Origin of the sequence: Bacillus sp. JNUCC-22, from assembly GCF_018861275.1 — a bacterium.
Classification (GTDB): domain Bacteria; phylum Bacillota; class Bacilli; order Bacillales; family Bacillaceae; genus Bacillus; species Bacillus velezensis.
On record NZ_CP076408.1, the window covers coordinates 711,743 to 728,146 of the forward strand.

17 protein-coding genes are annotated in these 16,404 nt (G+C 41.1%); 16 read left to right on the forward strand and 1 reads right to left on the reverse strand.

From position 1 onward, the window contains the following. Nucleotides 1-41 precede the first annotated feature (41 nt). Genes JNUCC22_RS03665 through JNUCC22_RS03685 form a run of 5 tightly spaced genes read left to right on the forward strand, consistent with a single transcriptional unit; the run spans nucleotide 42 to nucleotide 3,362 of the window. Nucleotides 42-635 carry a hypothetical protein gene (locus JNUCC22_RS03665; protein ID WP_015416999.1) on the forward strand — a complete coding sequence of 198 codons (594 nt, stop codon included), beginning with the start codon at nucleotides 42-44 and terminating at the stop codon, nucleotides 633-635. Further along, a complete protein-coding gene (locus tag JNUCC22_RS03670) occupies nucleotides 628-939 on the forward strand; it encodes a winged helix-turn-helix domain-containing protein (RefSeq protein WP_033574963.1) in 312 nt (103 codons plus the stop codon). The genes JNUCC22_RS03665 and JNUCC22_RS03670 overlap by 8 nt, the downstream gene beginning before the upstream one ends. Continuing rightward, nucleotides 940-1,830 carry an ABC transporter ATP-binding protein gene (locus tag JNUCC22_RS03675; RefSeq protein WP_015239351.1) on the forward strand — a complete coding sequence of 297 codons (891 nt, stop codon included), beginning with the start codon at nucleotides 940-942 and terminating at the stop codon, nucleotides 1,828-1,830. A 14-nt stretch (nucleotides 1,831-1,844) separates the two neighbouring features. Then, on the forward strand, nucleotides 1,845-2,585 hold the full coding sequence (locus JNUCC22_RS03680) for an ABC transporter permease (protein WP_007609959.1): 741 nt from the start codon (nucleotides 1,845-1,847) through the stop codon (nucleotides 2,583-2,585). A gap of 54 nt (nucleotides 2,586-2,639) precedes the next feature. Continuing rightward, on the forward strand, nucleotides 2,640-3,362 hold the full coding sequence (locus JNUCC22_RS03685) for a pentapeptide repeat-containing protein (protein ID WP_216062138.1): 723 nt from the start codon (nucleotides 2,640-2,642) through the stop codon (nucleotides 3,360-3,362). Between the two features lie 61 nt (nucleotides 3,363-3,423). Here the strand turns inward: JNUCC22_RS03685 and pznA are convergent, their stop codons facing one another. After that, nucleotides 3,424-3,549: a TOMM peptide plantazolicin gene (gene pznA, locus JNUCC22_RS03690; protein WP_157662605.1), complete on the reverse strand. Its 126-nt coding sequence runs from the start codon at nucleotides 3,547-3,549 to the stop codon at nucleotides 3,424-3,426. A gap of 976 nt (nucleotides 3,550-4,525) precedes the next feature. Here pznA and JNUCC22_RS03695 point away from each other — a divergent pair. The 11 genes from JNUCC22_RS03695 to JNUCC22_RS03745 all read left to right on the forward strand — a co-directional run bounded on the left by JNUCC22_RS03695 (nucleotide 4,526) and on the right by JNUCC22_RS03745 (nucleotide 16,394). Further along, nucleotides 4,526-5,230, forward strand: coding sequence for a Rossmann-fold NAD(P)-binding domain-containing protein (locus tag JNUCC22_RS03695; RefSeq protein WP_012117035.1), 705 nt, complete (start codon nucleotides 4,526-4,528; stop codon nucleotides 5,228-5,230). A gap of 12 nt (nucleotides 5,231-5,242) precedes the next feature. Next, the gene (locus JNUCC22_RS03700) at nucleotides 5,243-6,235 is read left to right on the forward strand and encodes a TOMM precursor leader peptide-binding protein (RefSeq protein ID WP_144464611.1); all 993 of its coding nucleotides are present in this window, start codon (nucleotides 5,243-5,245) and stop codon (nucleotides 6,233-6,235) included. 2 nt (nucleotides 6,236-6,237) lie between these two features. Beyond that, nucleotides 6,238-7,584, forward strand: a complete 1,347-nt coding sequence (locus tag JNUCC22_RS03705; protein WP_108725119.1) for a YcaO-like family protein — start codon at nucleotides 6,238-6,240, stop codon at nucleotides 7,582-7,584. Nucleotides 7,585-7,610: 26 nt separating this feature from the next. After that, nucleotides 7,611-8,420: a SagB/ThcOx family dehydrogenase gene (locus JNUCC22_RS03710; RefSeq protein ID WP_108725118.1), complete on the forward strand. Its 810-nt coding sequence runs from the start codon at nucleotides 7,611-7,613 to the stop codon at nucleotides 8,418-8,420. Continuing rightward, on the forward strand, nucleotides 8,420-9,094 hold the full coding sequence (locus tag JNUCC22_RS03715; RefSeq protein ID WP_237436811.1) for a CPBP family glutamic-type intramembrane protease: 675 nt from the start codon (nucleotides 8,420-8,422) through the stop codon (nucleotides 9,092-9,094). The genes JNUCC22_RS03710 and JNUCC22_RS03715 overlap by 1 nt, the downstream gene beginning before the upstream one ends. A gap of 24 nt (nucleotides 9,095-9,118) precedes the next feature. After that, on the forward strand, nucleotides 9,119-9,925 hold the full coding sequence (locus JNUCC22_RS03720) for a class I SAM-dependent methyltransferase (RefSeq protein WP_108725116.1): 807 nt from the start codon (nucleotides 9,119-9,121) through the stop codon (nucleotides 9,923-9,925). Nucleotides 9,926-10,385: 460 nt separating this feature from the next. Next, nucleotides 10,386-12,314 carry a lipoteichoic acid synthase gene (locus tag JNUCC22_RS03725; protein WP_003155677.1) on the forward strand — a complete coding sequence of 643 codons (1,929 nt, stop codon included), beginning with the start codon at nucleotides 10,386-10,388 and terminating at the stop codon, nucleotides 12,312-12,314. 215 nt (nucleotides 12,315-12,529) lie between these two features. Beyond that, entirely contained in the window at nucleotides 12,530-13,294 is a 765-nt protein-coding gene (locus JNUCC22_RS03730; protein ID WP_216062139.1) for a glucose-1-phosphate cytidylyltransferase, read from the forward strand. 6 nt (nucleotides 13,295-13,300) lie between these two features. Then, entirely contained in the window at nucleotides 13,301-14,269 is a 969-nt protein-coding gene (locus JNUCC22_RS03735) for a GDP-mannose 4,6-dehydratase (RefSeq protein ID WP_012117042.1), read from the forward strand. A gap of 24 nt (nucleotides 14,270-14,293) precedes the next feature. Further along, nucleotides 14,294-15,205, forward strand: a complete 912-nt coding sequence (locus JNUCC22_RS03740; protein WP_039062754.1) for a putative nucleotide-diphospho-sugar transferase — start codon at nucleotides 14,294-14,296, stop codon at nucleotides 15,203-15,205. A 28-nt stretch (nucleotides 15,206-15,233) separates the two neighbouring features. Further along, the gene (locus JNUCC22_RS03745; protein WP_007408950.1) at nucleotides 15,234-16,394 is read left to right on the forward strand and encodes a glycosyltransferase family 2 protein; all 1,161 of its coding nucleotides are present in this window, start codon (nucleotides 15,234-15,236) and stop codon (nucleotides 16,392-16,394) included. Nucleotides 16,395-16,404: the final 10 nt, after the last annotated feature.

Here is a 16,404-nt window from a genome sequence, read left to right on the forward strand (position 1 = left end):
TCTGTTTCACAAAGTACTTTGTAAAAAGAGGAGCCTGTCTTATGTCAAATCAGAATTTTCGAGAATCAGAGATAGCTGAAAACTTATCTCATATCAAGGTCTTGACGAACTACAAGACTGAGTACTCAAGGCAAACCAGTCCATATTTCATTATTTGGGGCTGTATATGGATTATTGCGTACTCCGTTTCTTTATGTAAGGTACCTTCTGTAGTCCTTGCTTGTGTCTGGTTAATACTGGCAGTATTAGGGTGGATACTGACTTTGAAGACATATCTTAAGCAGAAACAATTTGATCCCATGCCCACTTTCTTAAAGAATCAATTAAAATATGCATGGATTGGATTCATATTAATGGTATGCATTTTTGTTTTCCTGATTTTAATGGGATTATTGCCGCGAACAGGAGAATTTCTATCGTTTTTGATTGTGTTAATGGTGTCTATTATGTACATATTCTTAGGCATCGTGTTAACAAAAGAGATTTTTATTATGGGATTTTGGCTGAGCATACTCGGTATGCTTACATTCTGTTTATTTCCTGAGGCAATGAATATTGTTTTTGCATTTATTGGCGGAGGCAGCCTATTACTTACAGGAATGATTTTGAAAAGAAAAGGGCAAGGAAATGAGTAATGTTAACAATATCAATGATTTAATACATGCCAAAGTACGGTTGGGAATTATGAGTTTACTGATGACTTATGATCAATGTAATTTTACTTTCCTGAAAAAGTCATTAGACATCACAGATGGGAATTTAGGTTCGCATCTGAAAAAGTTAGAAGATGCAGCTTATATAGAACTAACCAAGAAGTTCGTATCCAAAAAGCCGAAGACTATTGTTCAGATTACGAAAGAAGGGAAAGCAGCCTACAAGGAGTACATTAATACAATTGAATCCATATTTAAAATAAATAACAGTGGGGGAATGGTGTAAATGCTGCAAGTTGAACATATAAGTAAGCGCTATGGCACGACTCTGGCTTTGGACAATGTGGCTTTAACAATTCCGAAAGGAGTCTGCTATGGACTTGTTGGACCGAACGGATCCGGCAAATCTACCTTAATTAAGATCATCTCACGCATCATCCGGGAATATGACGGTAAGGTTGAATTTGTCGGTAATGAAAATGGCAGATTGGGTTATGTTCCACAGGATATCAGCCTTGAAGAAAAATTAACCGCAAAGACCAACATGGAATTTTTCGGAAAGGTGCATGGACTGAATGGCTTAAAACTAAAGCAAACAACAAAAAAACTGTTAGAAGATATCGGGTTGTCAGAAAGGACAAACGACGTTGTGGAGAACTTTTCCGGAGGAATGAAGCGCCGTTTAAATATCGGGTGTGCACTAATGCACGATCCAGACTTAATTATTCTAGATGAGCCGACGGTAGGCGTGGATCCGCAATCACGCCGCTACATTTTTAACATCGTAAATCGACTCAAAAAAGCCGGTAAAACCATTATTTATGTGAGCCATTACATGGAAGAGATTGAAACTCTTTGTGACTATGTAGCTTTTATCGACAGAGGGCAGATTATCGATGAAGGAGAAATAAATGAACTGCTTAAACGACATGAAGAATCATCTATTATGTTTAACTCCTCATTGTCTCATGAATTAATAAAGAGCCATGGTTTTGAGTTTTCAGTCGTTAATTCAGGGCTGATAATAAAAACCAAAAAACCTTTAGAAACCATGGAGCGCTTAATTAGCGTCAGTAAGGAAAACAATATTGTGCCTCATCAGTTGTTTTTATATAAGCCAAAATTAGAAGATGTATTCTTTAAACTTACCGGCACTGATTTGCGTGATGAAGAATAAAGGGGGAATTTATCATGTTACCGCTCGCTCAAATTGAAACGCTAAAACAGTTAAAGGATAAGTCTCTGTTTTTTTGGACGATTATATTACCTATTGTGTCCATCATATTGCTGATTGAGCTATTTACGACAGACAGTACAAACAAAACTTTAGTAGCTTCACAATCTGTAACCGGTATGAGCGTATTCTTTTCTACATTCATTATTATCTCCATCGTTATAAGTTTTGTAAAGGATCGGGAAAAAGGAATTGTATCAAGACTGGCAAGTACCCCTTTAAAGCCTTATAACTTCTTCTTAGGAAAAAGTATCCCTTTTTTAGTCATAACTTTTATGCAAATTCTTCTCCTGTCCGTTCTGGGAATATTTCTGTATGATATTGAAATTAATAATTTTCCGGCGTATATGTGGGTTGTTGTGTTGATATCTTTACTAGTTACATCCTGGGGAGTTGCCATTTCAGTCTTTGCAAAGACTGAAAATACCGGTTTGGTCATGACAAATGTGATTGCATTAGGTACCGCTGTTGTATGCGGTTTATGGACCCCTTATGATCAATTACCAAGCTATCTTCAAACTATTGGAATGCTCTTTCCGCAGTACTGGGCGCATCAAGGGTTAATTCAATCGGTCTCGACGATATCGGGAGGAGAAAGTCTAATATGGGTAACCCTTGTTGTACTGAGCTATACAATACTGGGATTTATAGTTTCTCTAATTGGATACCGTCATTACATTAAAATGGCAAGAAACTAGACCGCTGAAGAATGGGTCATTAAAACGCAGCTGGGACTAAAAGGAGAGCGGGAAATGATAAGTGAAAAACTAAAACTGTATGTCGAGGCTCTATTTAAAAAGTACGAAAGAAATTCGTTACTGAGCAGAAAAAAAACGGAGCTTTTAACTAAGCTTCATGATAGAAGTATTAGCTTGGAAGCAGAGGGTATGACAAAGCTGGATATTGAGAAGTTGCTTATACGCGAAATAGAATCCAAAAGCTTGGCGGTCGATACCAGTGACCTGAATATAGATAAATCCAATGTATTAAAACTCAAAAAAAAGACGTTTATAAATAAGAATTTGCAAAAAACGGAGGATTTTGAGCCGGTAAATGCCGAGTACTATCTCAGTGACTTTAAAAGTGCAACTCTTCAGAATATCGATGTCGAACACTCTGTCTTCAAAAACTGCTACTTCAAGAATTTCTCATGTAAAGACTCCGCCATCATAGAATCGACATTTAAAAAAAGTGATCTCAGCCAGTCAAATTATGACACATGTAAACTTGAGTATATGCTTTATATCGGTTGTCACCTGCCAAAAGTCAATTTTACAGATACCTCCATCCTGCATACGTTCTTCAAGAACTGCTATCTAAAGAAAGTATCCTTTACGAACTGCAATCTAATTAATATTCGGTTTGAATCTTGTGATATTGCAAACGTTAAAATTACAGGAGGCAAAATGGATAAAACAACATACCGTATACTGCAAGAAGAGGGGACTTCATTACATTCAGTAGAATTAATTTAAATTTAATATAAAGAAGCATAGACCAATAAGAATCATCTTATTGGTCTATTTGTCTTAGAGGTTAAAACGTAGATGAACTAGAGATGATTGTGGTACAGGTACAGCGTGCAGCCATTGGCTCGAATAAATGTTGACCTTCTCCGTGTACACTTGCAATAAGAGCAGTTGGCACTTTAATTTGAGTCATAATTGTTACCTCCTCCATAAAATTTATCGACAAAGAATTTACCGATATGTACCATATTGTGATTTATATGGACAATATTGTCAACCCAAATATGTATTTTTTTGTGATATAGATAATGGATTTATAATGAGCAATTTGGTTTAAGAAGCTGAATCACTCTAAATTTAGTTAAAAATGAAATTAATAATTCTGAATTTTATATTTGATCAGAGGGAAAGTATGTGTTTTAATAGGGTTATGGGAATAAATACTATTTTTTAAGCGGAATAACCCAACTTGTTAGGAAAAAGGAAACGTTGTTTGAAGTTAAAGCTAAGCCAATTCAGGCGAATCGCATAGGCTGATCGGGGCTTTGGGTGGATTCTTAACAGGAAATGTCAAACTTCAAGGAAGCTTGAGCTTTGTCTGTTGGACAAAAGGGATGACTGCCCGACTGCTTAGAATAAAGCTTAAATTTACTAAGGGTTTCTTGTACCCCATTGGTATTGTAATGATTCTGGTGTCACCTACGAAAGATTTACTCTTCTTTGTATTACCTCAGCATTCTTCGAAGCTTCTTCAGATAGTATTACAAAATCAATAACTGATTTAATGATATTTGTGTATTCGTAACTCCCTGTATTATTTTGTCGCAGAGAGATGAACCAGGCTGCCCCTGGCGATCTAAAGTAGGAGGAAGTAATACGTTATTAACTTATTTGTTTTTCTCAAGACACCATCCTTTGTTTACTTTTAAGAAAGGTATTTAACTTCTGATCCTAACTAACTTAATCTTGTATGCTGTTTTCTATTTGCTGCTGCACTGTCCTAACTGTTATGGTTCAACCATCTTTTGTTAAGACATTTATTTACGGTGATTATCAAATTTATAATTTCCATATTAAGTATTAATTGGTTATATTAACTTTTTGCTTATCTTTCTGATGACAAATCATGAGATTGATCGAGTGAGATTATTGATTAGGAGGTATTGGACGTGAAAATTCACTACATGGGAGTTAGGGAACCCCTGAAACAAATATTGGAGGATAAGGCGGCTGAGCTCCATGATTATCCATTGCAGATTGTAGATTTAGGCGGATCAATAAAGTACGAAAGTGATTCTTTCATCAACTCTTTTGACTTGGATGCAGAAACAATCATACTTTCAAACCGGAGATATAATTTGAATGATGAATTGGGTTACGTGGAAACAGAGTTACTACAAAAATATAAAAAAAGTATTTTATACAGAACATCCCCTTTGGATATCGGAATCGAGTTGTACAGAGGATGGGCAGCAGCCACAGGAATACTGCTCACTGCTTTTTCTCCGGTAGGCGTAAATTGGATTTCCACTCAAGATGTTGCATCTGCATGCTTAATCTCAAAAAAAGATGTAAATGTTCGCGCAGGGAAAGCCTTTGACCTAACCGGAGCGGAAGTTATTAGTATGGAAAGACTTAAAGATATATTTGAACAAGATTTGGAGATGCAGATAGATTTACAATGTAAAAATAAAGAGGAAGCGATTAGGATGCTGATGCAAAATAACATGCCACTGGATCTAATAGAATGGTTGGTAGAATATCAGATACTGTCTTCCGATGACCGATTAGAACCAACTACTAATATTCTGGAACAGATAATTGGGCATCCGCCAAATGCAGCTCAATTATTTGAAAATAAACAAATTAATTAAGGAGGAATACAGATGTCTCAACAAACTCAATCTATTCAAACGGTTGTAAGGTTCAAATTATCTCCTCATATTACTTTGGGAGAATTGGAAGGAAGCCTGTTAAGCTTTAAAGCACAATCCATTACAAAAGTTGATGGAGAAGGAATCGTTGAATTCTTTGAGGCAATTTCAGAATATCTTGTATGTGAGAATGGAGTCTCAATTGAAGAACTGCACCAAAGGTTCAACTTAGAGAAAGAACAGTTAAGAAACGTCTTCGATTTCCTGGTGACGAACGGATTGTGTATACAATCTACTTCTAATTTTGACATGACTGCTTTTTTGGCATATGAGAGGGCAGGGGGGCAAGTGGAAGTCAACCAGATCTTACATAGATTAAAGACAAGCATAGTGGAAGTTGTAGCACATGGGGAAAATAACCTAGCAATAACCCTTACTAATAGCTTGCAGGAAACAGGATTAAACATAGATTGGAAAGAAAAACCGGATAATGGGAAGCCTTCGATACGTATTGCTGTAGCAGCTTCACATTTGGACCCGCTGTTAGAACAAGTAAATGATCAATCATTAGAAGATCATGTCCCTTGGTTGTGTGTTATTCCATACGATGGTCAGACAGCTTGGGTTGGTCCATTTTTCATCCCGCACAAGTCTGCATGTCTCCATTGTTATAACTTACGTAAATCAGCAAACTTTTCAGATGAGGTATTTCGTTCAGAATTGATGAAGGTCAAGCCAGTCAACGCTGCGAAACAACCGGTATATAATCAGCCAGTTCATTTGGTACAGGCAGGAATAGCGAATAATCTTGTCACAGAGTGGATTACACTAAGAGACTATGCACCAAGCGCCGTTCCAGGTGGTTTTATAACTGTCAATTTGGATGACAGGGGAGTTTCGGTTGATAATCATCGTGTATATAGAGTACCGAGATGCCAAAAGTGTTCTCCTGCCGCTGACACAGGATTTCCTCAAGTATGGTATCACGGCGAGGTGCCCAAATAATTATGGTGAGTAAATGGACGACATTAGAAGATTCATGGAAAGTCCTTGATAGTCTTGCTGATCCATATGTAGGTATAGTGAGAAGAGAGTATCGGAAATTACGCGATGTAGATGACGTTTGGGGACACTCGTACGGTGCTCATGGGACAGACAGTAAAATTTTATTCGGAGTCCCCTCTAATTCTTATAATGGAGGCGGATCGGATAATGCGGCTGCGGCAAGACTAGCTGCTATTGGGGAAACGGTGGAAAGATATAGTGCAGCTTATCTTCCATTTGATTCCGATGTTGTATGTTTTGGATCACAAAAGGAATTAGAGAAGGAGAATAAGCGTTTCATTGGATATAAAGATTGGGAATTGTACGCTCCAACTCAATTCAAAGATCCTATATTTCCTCATGAAGTTTGGGATGAAAATACTAAGCTGTGGTGGAGAAAAGGGACATATGCGAAAACAAATGAGGAGGTATGGACCCCAGGGCAACTAATCCATATCGCCAATCATACGGAATGGCCTGGGGACACTAATATAGGTCATGCTACAAGTAACGGTCTTGCTTGCGGAATTACCTTTGTAGAAGCAGCAATTTCAGGTTTATTTGAAACGATTGAACGGGATGCTTTTATGCTTACCTGGTATAACAAGCTGAGCTTGCCCCAGATTGATGTGAATTCTTCTCCGAGATTAAAACGCTTTTATGAAAGATATATTAAACCAACATCATTGCGGCTGCACTTAGTTGATATGACTGTATTTTCAGGTATTCCTTCTGTGCTAGCAGTTGTCAGAAATCCTCATACGAATTTAGCCCCTTTTGCAATTGGAGCCGCCTCCTCCTATTCAATAGAAAGGGCTTGTGAAAAGGCAGCAATTGAAGGGATGTATACAAGAACTTGGGTCAAGACGGAACAACGTTTAGGTAACGCATTAGTGAATGCGGATTTTAATAGGGATATCAATAGTTTTGAGGACCATATCAAGCTTTACGCAGGAACCGATATCGTCAAGGAAGCTGATTTCCTTACAAGTAACAGCACTTTAGTTGATGTTAACCAATTTAAGTCATTCGATGATAGTTCTCCTGATGTACTTTGGAATAGTCTAAATGATCACCTATATGAAAAAGGTTTCAAAGTGGCTACATTTGATTTAACAAGTCCTGATATAAAAGATGCCGGAGCTTATGTAGTAAAGTCCATCATTCCAGGGTTTAAACCTATAGATGTCCTTTACAGGGGAAGAATGTTGGGTGGAGAACGTATATTACGACATTCTTACGATTTAGGGTTAGTACCAGAGCCGTTTACAATCGAAACACTTAATCCAGTACCTCATCCATTCCCATAAATACTAAGGTGAAAGGGGTTAACGAAATGAAAGAGATTGAAAGGCATGCCACTAATTTGGTTGATGTAGTCTATGGCAATGAAAAACTAAGATTTGATGATCCTTCTGAGAACTGGTTTGAGGCTTCGAAAGTTTATCGAAGCTCTATGGCGTGGGACGCGCCAGGAGTAGCAGGCCTAATGAGATCTGCAACATTACAGAAGATCGCTACTCATGCAGGTAAACGATTTGATGACTTGCCATTGATTACATTACCTTCCCCATTGAGGACAAGTGTATCATTAGATGAAGTTATTCGAAATAGGAGAAGTATCGAACAGTTTAACGGTGGTAGTACAACATTATCACAGCTTTCTACCATTCTGCAGGGTAGTTATGGATTAATAGAGCGCCCTGAAGGTCCTAGACGCCCTATTCCTTCTGGCGGAGCTCTTTATCCGTTGGATCTGTACGTTGTTAGCAACAAGGTGGATTCTTTGGAAAAAGGTCTATATCACTTTGATCCTTATCGAAAGGGCCTAGTTCATCTAGGTGAGTACTCTGAAGAGGATTTCGGAAGAATAATGTTACAAGAAGAAGCTGTAAAGGACTTTTCTTTCGCTGTAATCATATCGGCTAGCTTTTGGAGGTCAAGGTTTAAATATGGCCATCGTTCATATCGATTTATATTTATTGAAGCGGGTCATCTGATGCAGAATATGATTTTATTGGCCACAGCCCAATGTATCCAGAGCCGTCCATACGGAGGGTTTATAGATGATGAGCTCATGGATCTTATTGGTGGCCATAATGGAGTAGACGATGCACCTATATATACTTTAGTTGCAGGAACATGATGGAGTTAAGGGTATGCATCTTTATAGGGATCCTGATTCATTTGATGGGTCCCTATGTTTCAAAGCTAACAGTTATGTATCAAATCAAGCATAGAACTAAGGAATATAAACTGACTCGTCATATAACACCGCAGCGCAGTTATGATATTATCACCGTTTTTGGTGGAATTATGTGTTGCAGCATCTTCTTATTAGATGATAACTTTTTTTTAATACATAGCAATAATGCGTACGGTGTTTTATTATTTAGTGCCCTAGGTTTCTTTTTTCCTTATGTTATCTGGAAGCGTAAAAACAAATCTGTTGTATTTGTTAAAAGAAAAGTAAATAAACTTGATACATTGATTTTCCTGCCTTTATGCGCAGTTTCAGAGGAATTAATATGGAGAATTTGTATTCCTTTTCTATTTAAACTATACTTCTTTGATTCTGTCTTATTGTGTACGTGTATTAGCTCGATAGGATTCTTACTGCTCCATATTCCCCTTGGTGGTGTAAAGTCAGCCCCCTATATGACTGTATTTACTGTAATAGCTGTAATAGCTGCACAATTTGATTTTTTATCAGTAGCTGCATTCCATATTGTGCATAATTTAACTATCCAGTATTTTCGTCCTGTCAGCAAAAGGAAAATAAATACATCTTCGCCGACAATGTCTCAAGCAGAGTGGTAAACTCTTTGGAGGTGTCACAGTTATATGGAAATTGAAACAATTGTCAGAGAGTCAGAAGCCAACAGAATTCAAGCACAAACATGGTTTTCTCATCCTGAGAAAAGTAAAGTGAGCTTTCGGTATGATGAGAGGGAAACCTCATCCATTAGAAGTATTTCAATTGAAACATTTCTGTCGTTTTACTCCAGTAAATTTAATAGAGAGCCGTATTCTGTATTAGATATTGGTTGCGGACAGGGGCAAGTAATTCAATATTTGAACAGTCGGTTTCAAAAGATCGAACTGACAGGTATTGATTCCTCTGCCCAAGCAATTTCTTCAGCAAAAAAACTCGGTATTAATGCATCTTTTATATGTTCAAATGCAGAAAATATTATGCAATATGTGTCTAAGAAGCAAGACATTATATTCATACATCTATGTTTTGGACTCTTTAAGAATCCTATTGCTATTGTAAATACACTCATCCATCTATTATCAGATCAATCATGTATCTATATTGTAGACTTGGACAGGAACAGTTTGGGAGAGGGCCTTAACACAGCGCAATCTCGTGAGGAAGAAGCCTATTTAAAAGATCAATACCGTGCTTCTTTAACACTGGAAGAATTTAAACAGCTGCTGCATGTTGTGACCAAAGAACAACATGGGGTGTCATTTCAGGTGGGTAATTCCTTTATTGGCGGGTTTGATGAAACCAGTTCACAATTTTTTTCGCTAATGAGAAACAGAAATTTGCAAGACGCGTTAAGGACCAGTGTTGGAGAACAGTTTAAGCAGTCACAAATGCCAGCTCTGCTGCATGGTTGGATTATAAAAAACAAAAGGTAAACGTGAAGAAAGCATTTTTGTATATCTTTAGGGTCTAAGCGATAATTTGACAGGTAAAGGACTGGATGACTCCAGTCCTTTTTTTACATCAGCAAAAAAAACCTTCAGCCCCTTTGCATACAATAACTTCAGCCCGCCTGTTGGGCGGCTGTCTTTGATATTCATTTTTCGTTTTTAGAAGTTTGTGTTATTCTTATATTTGGTATCTCCTATTTTCAGACCCGGTCTGATACGGTACCTTTTAATGCCAGAAAAAAATGTGAAACGAAGAACGGATATCCTGCGTCTAATGGCTGGCGGGATAAGATGTTCAATGGGCATGACACGAATGATAAATATATCGTTTTTTTAAATGGTGTGTTTATGGGGCTGTGTGATGCTTTCGTTTTGCTCGGAAAGCAGGAATTGAAGCAAAAAGTAAGAATACAGATTTAAAGTGTTTAGGAAAGTAGAGGTTGCCATGAAGAAATTATTTTCTTACAGACTTAGTTTTTTTGTACTGGCTATTATTTTGTTTTGGGCCAAAACGTATTTAGCCTATCATGCTGAATTCAACCTTGGGGTGAAGGGTCCGACGCAGCAGTTTCTGCTTGTGATCAATCCGTTCTCAAGCGCCATTTTCTTTTTAGGACTGGCATTGTTTGCGAAAGGCCGCAAATCAGCGATTATCATGGTGATTATTGATTTCATCATGACGTTTATTTTGTATGCAAATATCCTATTCTATCGATTCTTCGATGATTTCTTGACATTCCCGAACTTAAAGCAATCCGGTAATGTGGGAAATATGGGAGACGGCATCTTCAGCATTATGTCCGGCCATGATATTTTATACTTTGTTGATATTATTATTTTAATCGCGCTTCTGGTGTGGAGACGTGAGCTGAAGGAATTCAAGCTGAAAAAACGGTATACGTCATTAATTATCGTGACGGGTATTGTTTTGTTCTTCGTGAACCTGGCGATTGCCGAAGAGGACCGCCCGGAGCTGCTGACAAGAACGTTTGACCGCAATTACATTGTAAAATACTTAGGCCTTTATAATTACACGATTTATGACGGCGTACAGACGGCGCAGACGGAATCACAGCGGGCATATGCCAGCAGCGATGACCTGACGAGCGTTGAAAACTACACATCGTCGCATTATGCGAAGCCGAACGCCGAGTATTTCGGCAAGGCCAAAGGCAAAAACATTATTAAGATTCACCTGGAGAGCTTCCAATCGTTTTTGATCAACTACAAACTTGACGGAAAAGAAGTCACGCCGTTCCTGAATAAACTCGCCCGCGGCGGAGAGGACATGACGTACTTTGATAACTTTTTCCACCAAACGGGCCAAGGTAAAACATCTGACGCCGAGCTGATGATGGATAACAGCCTGTTCGGACTGCCTGAAGGGTCAGCCTTCGTGACAAAAGGGGAAAACACGTATCAATCGCTTCCTGCCATCCTTGACCAAAGTGAGGGCTATACAAGCGCCGTTTTACACGGTGACTACAAATCATTCTGGAACCGTGACCAGATTTACAAACATATCGGCTACGATAAATTCTTTGACGCCAGCACATACGATATGTCTGATGACAACCTTGTCAATATGGGACTGAAGGATAAACCATTCTTCAAAGAATCCATTCCGAAGCTTCAATCGCTGAAACAGCCGTTCTACGCGCATTTGCTCACGCTGACGAACCATTATCCGTTTACGCTTGATGAAAAAGACGCAACGATCGAAAAAGCGAAAACGGGCGACGCGACTGTAGATGACTATTTCCAGACGGCGCGTTATCTCGACGAGGCGCTTGAACAGTTCTTTAAAGATCTGAAGTCATCCGGTTTATATGACAACTCGGTGATTATGCTTTACGGAGACCATTACGGAATCTCTGAAAACCATAACCGCGCGATGAAAGAAATTCTCGGCAAAGAAATTACGCCTTATCAAAACGCGCAGAATCAGCGTGTGCCGCTTATGCTTCGCATCCCCGGCAAAAAAGGCGGGGTGAACCATACGTACGGCGGTGAAATGGACGTTGTGCCGACGATCCTTCACTTGGAAGGCATCGATTCTAAGAAATATATTAATTTCGGCACCGATCTCTTCTCGAAAGACCATGATGATACGGTGACGTTCCGTAACGGAGATTACGTCACGCCGAAATATACTTCCATCTCCAATGTCGTATACGATACGAAGACAGGAAAAGAACTGAAAGGCAATCAGGAAACGAAAAACCTGAAAGCCAGAGTCACAGAGCAGCTGAAGCTGTCTGACAGCGTGATGTACAAAGACTTGCTCAGATTCCACAAATTGAGCGACTTTACGCCGGTTGATCCGTCTAAATATCATTACGGCAAAGAAAAGCTGAATCAGGATAATAAATAATAGAAAGAGCCTTACGGAATTTCCGTAAGGCTCTTTTTTTGTGTGTATCTTCACCAATCTGAAAAAAGAGAGAGCTTTTGGTCACAAAGGGCGCCAATCTCTCATATCTTACAGTAGATTTTGAAACCGGTGATAGAGAATCGGACAAATTATCGGGTTGGTTTCTCTTATACGGGCGGTTTCGAATCCAATATTCACAGAGAAGAGGGGTAGAGATGAAAGCAGTCATTCTCTGCGGCGGAAAAGGAACGAGAATGAGCGAAATCACCAATGAACGTCCCAAACCGCTCGCCATGATAGGCGGCAAACCGATTCTATGGCATATTATGAAACTCTATCAATACTATGGCGTGAACGAATTTATCCTGCTTCTTGGTTTCAAAGGAGAGATGATTAAGGAATATTTCTTAGATTATGACTGGAAGAATCACAGCATGACGCTGGACAGCTCTACCGGAGAAGTGCGGATATTGGGAAAATCCGAGCCGTGGAAAATCACTTTTTTAGACACGGGGGAACACACGCAGACAGCGGGGCGGCTTTTACAGGCGAAGGACATCATCGGTGATGAAACCTTTCTTATGACGTACGGGGACGGACTGGCCAACATCAACCTGTTTCATCTGATCAGCTGTCATCAATCAAAAGGGGCTGCGGTGACCGTCACCGGTATAGAAAAGACCTCGCAATTCGGAACGCTGACGGTTGAAGACGGTATGGCGAAAAGCTTTTCTGAAAAAACCTCAAGTGACGGCATCATCAACGGCGGATTTTTCGTGCTCAGCCCGAAGGTATTTGATTATCTGCCGAAAGACAGGGATGTCATGTTTGAAGAAGAACCGCTGAAGGAGCTGGCGAAGGACGGCGAATTGGCGGTATACCGGCATTACGGTTTCTGGACGGCGATCGATACGTATAAAAACCTGCTGGAAATCAACAAGATGTGGGACCGGGGACAACATGTATGGAAGGTATGGTGATTAAGTTTGAGTTTCTGGAAAAATAAAAATGTGTTTGTGACGGGATGTACAGGTCTTTTAGGAAGCTGTTTGGTGAAGGAACTGATCGATCAGGGGGCCAATGTGACGGGACTTGTCCGTGACACTGTGCCCAAGTCGAACCTGTATCAGGGAGAACAAGTGAAGCAAATGAATATCGTGCAGGGCGCGCTTGAAGATCTGGATGTGATTGAGCGGGCGCTGGGCGAATATGAAATTGACACGGTCTTTCATTTAGCCGCTCAGGCGATCGTCGGCGTCGCAAACCGCAATCCGATTTCCACATTTGAAGCCAATATTCTCGGCACATGGAACATCCTTGAAGCGTGCCGCAGGCATCCGCTCATCAAGCGGGTGATCGTCGCGTCCAGTGATAAAGCGTACGGCGACCAGCCGACACTGCCGTACGATGAAAACATGCCTCTTCAGGGCAAACATCCGTATGACGTATCAAAAAGCTGTGCCGATTTGTTAAGCCACACATATTTTAATACGTACGGACTTCCGGTCTGTATTACGCGCTGCGGCAACTTGTACGGCGGCGGAGATTTGAACTTTAACCGGATTATTCCGCAGACGATTCAGCTCGTGCTGAACGGTGAAGCGCCGGAAATCCGCAGCGACGGCACATTTATCCGTGATTATTTTTACATCGAGGATGCGGTCGAGGCATACCTTTTGCTGGCGGAAAAGATGGAGGAGCTCAATCTTGCGGGAGAAGCGTTCAACTTCAGCAATGAGATTCAGCTGACGGTGCTGGAGCTTGTAGAAAAAATTCTTAAGGCCATGGACAGTGACCTCAAGCCGAAAGTGCTCAACCAGGGAAGCCATGAAATCAAGCACCAATATTTATCGGCGGAAAAGGCGAGGAAGCTTCTGAATTGGACGCCCGCGCATACCATTGATGAAGGATTGGAAAAAACGATCGAATGGTATAAAGCCTTTTTTCAAAAGTAACAGAAACAGAGGTGAGAGAAAGACGTGACAAGCGCATATTGCACAGTTTTATCAAAAGGAAGGCTGTATCAGGCTATCGCTTTGTTCGGCTCATTGAAAGCGATTCAGGCGGACGCCCCCATTTTTACTTTGTGTATGGACCAAGACACCTATGACGTGCTTCAGGCAATGCGGCAGGATAATGTCACCTTGATTCAGGTGTCCGCACTGGAAAATGAGGAGCTCCTTGAACTGAAGCGGACGAGGGATCAGAGCGAATACTGCTGGACGGTGAAGCCGGTATTTCTCGAATTCGTGCTGGACGGACATCCGGAATTAGAGCGTGTCACGTACATTGATGCCGATTTGTTTTTCTTCGCTGATCCGCGCGCGATTTTTGACAATCAGCCGGATTGTTCGGTGCTTCTGTCACGGGGCGATATCGTCATTCCCTCATTTGGAAAACAGGAAATCGACATGCTGCAGCGTCTTTTAGGCCGGTATAATTCCGGTTTTCTCAGCTTCAAAACCGACAGTGCCGGCACAGATTGTCTCAGATGGTGGAAAGAACGCTGCCTGGAAGAATGCAAAAATGCGCCGGGCGAAGGAAAATTCGGAGATCAAGGCTACTTGGATTACATGTCCGGCCTGTTCCCGAATGTGTGTGACATCACCACGCCCGGCGTGAATATCGGCCATTGGAATTACGGCCGCCACACGTTTTCATGGAAGGACGGGCGTCTTGTGCTCGAAGACGGAAGTCCGCTGATTTTCTATCATTTCAGCGGATACCGGATCGTTACAGCCGGCGACATTCGGCAGATTCATGAGACGGACCGGACCGACCTGCCGTTTGTCCATCAGCTTTATCAGGACATTCTGAAGCGGGTGATCGGGACGGTCAGCGCCGTCTGCCCGGAGTTCAGCGGCTTTGCATCTGAGGATGATAACAAATAAATGATCATATACAGGAAGTGAACGAAAAGTGAAGGCAAGCGTCATTGTTCCCGCATATAATTCCAAGGAGCGGCTTTATAACAGCCTGCTGTCCCTGAATGAACAGGAATGCACAGAGCCGTTCGAAGTGATTGTGGCTGACAACGGTTCGGAAGACGGAACCTTATCCATGCTTGAATCATTCAGCGCGAATTTTCCGCTGATTTTTGTGAGAATTAAAGAAAACAGAGGGATCGCTTACGGCCGGAATCAGGCGGTCCGCAATGCCCGAGGCGATATTTTGATCTTCCATGACAGCGACATGCTTGCCGAAAAGGATTTGGTGGCGAAGCATATCAAGGCTCATGAGAACCGGGACGATCTTGTCGTATGCGGTATGTTCTGGAAGCGGATTTACAGCTTTTATTATGACCGTTTTGAAAAAGAGCATAAAGAGAAACTCGCCGAACTGTATGAAGAGCTGCCGGGCGATAAAGAGCCGCTCCTTGATGAAAGTGATATCAGAGACGGAAGTTTTCTTGACCAATGCTTTGATTTAGATACCGACTTTATCCGTGTGCTGAAAAGTATTTTGGAAAAATACGGAGATGATTTGAACGGCTACCGTCTGCCGTGGCGTTTTTTCATTACGAACAATTCGTCAGTCAAGAGACAGCACGTGGCAGATCTCGGGCTGTTTGATGAAGGCATTGTCAGATACGGCTTTGAAGATTATGATCTCGGCATCAGGCTTCATCAGTCGGGAATGAGATTTCAGCTGCGGCGCGATATCATGAGCGTCCATCAGGAGCATCCGAGCAACTGCGCTTCCGTTGATGATATCAGGGCGAATATCGCGTACATGTGCGACAAGTACAATGACATTCATTCGCTTGACGTGCACCTCGCGTTTAACGGCCCGTTTGACGCGGAGTTAACCAACAGCATGATGGCAGACATCGAAGTGCTGCTTGATTATGAGAAATATGAAAGCCTGCTGCACATTTTTCTCGAGCTGCTGCACGCGGTTAAAGACCGCAACCTCGACCCGGACTGGAAGACGAAAAGCCCGCGGATCACGGCGAACAGCTTCAATCTGCCGGAGGTCGGAAAGCTTTTGGCAAAAGCGGAAAAAAAGCTGGGCGTCACGCACTTTGCAAGGGCGTTCAAAGCGCTGGCTGCTGATTTACTGCATGTGGATCTTAAATAAATTGGATGTG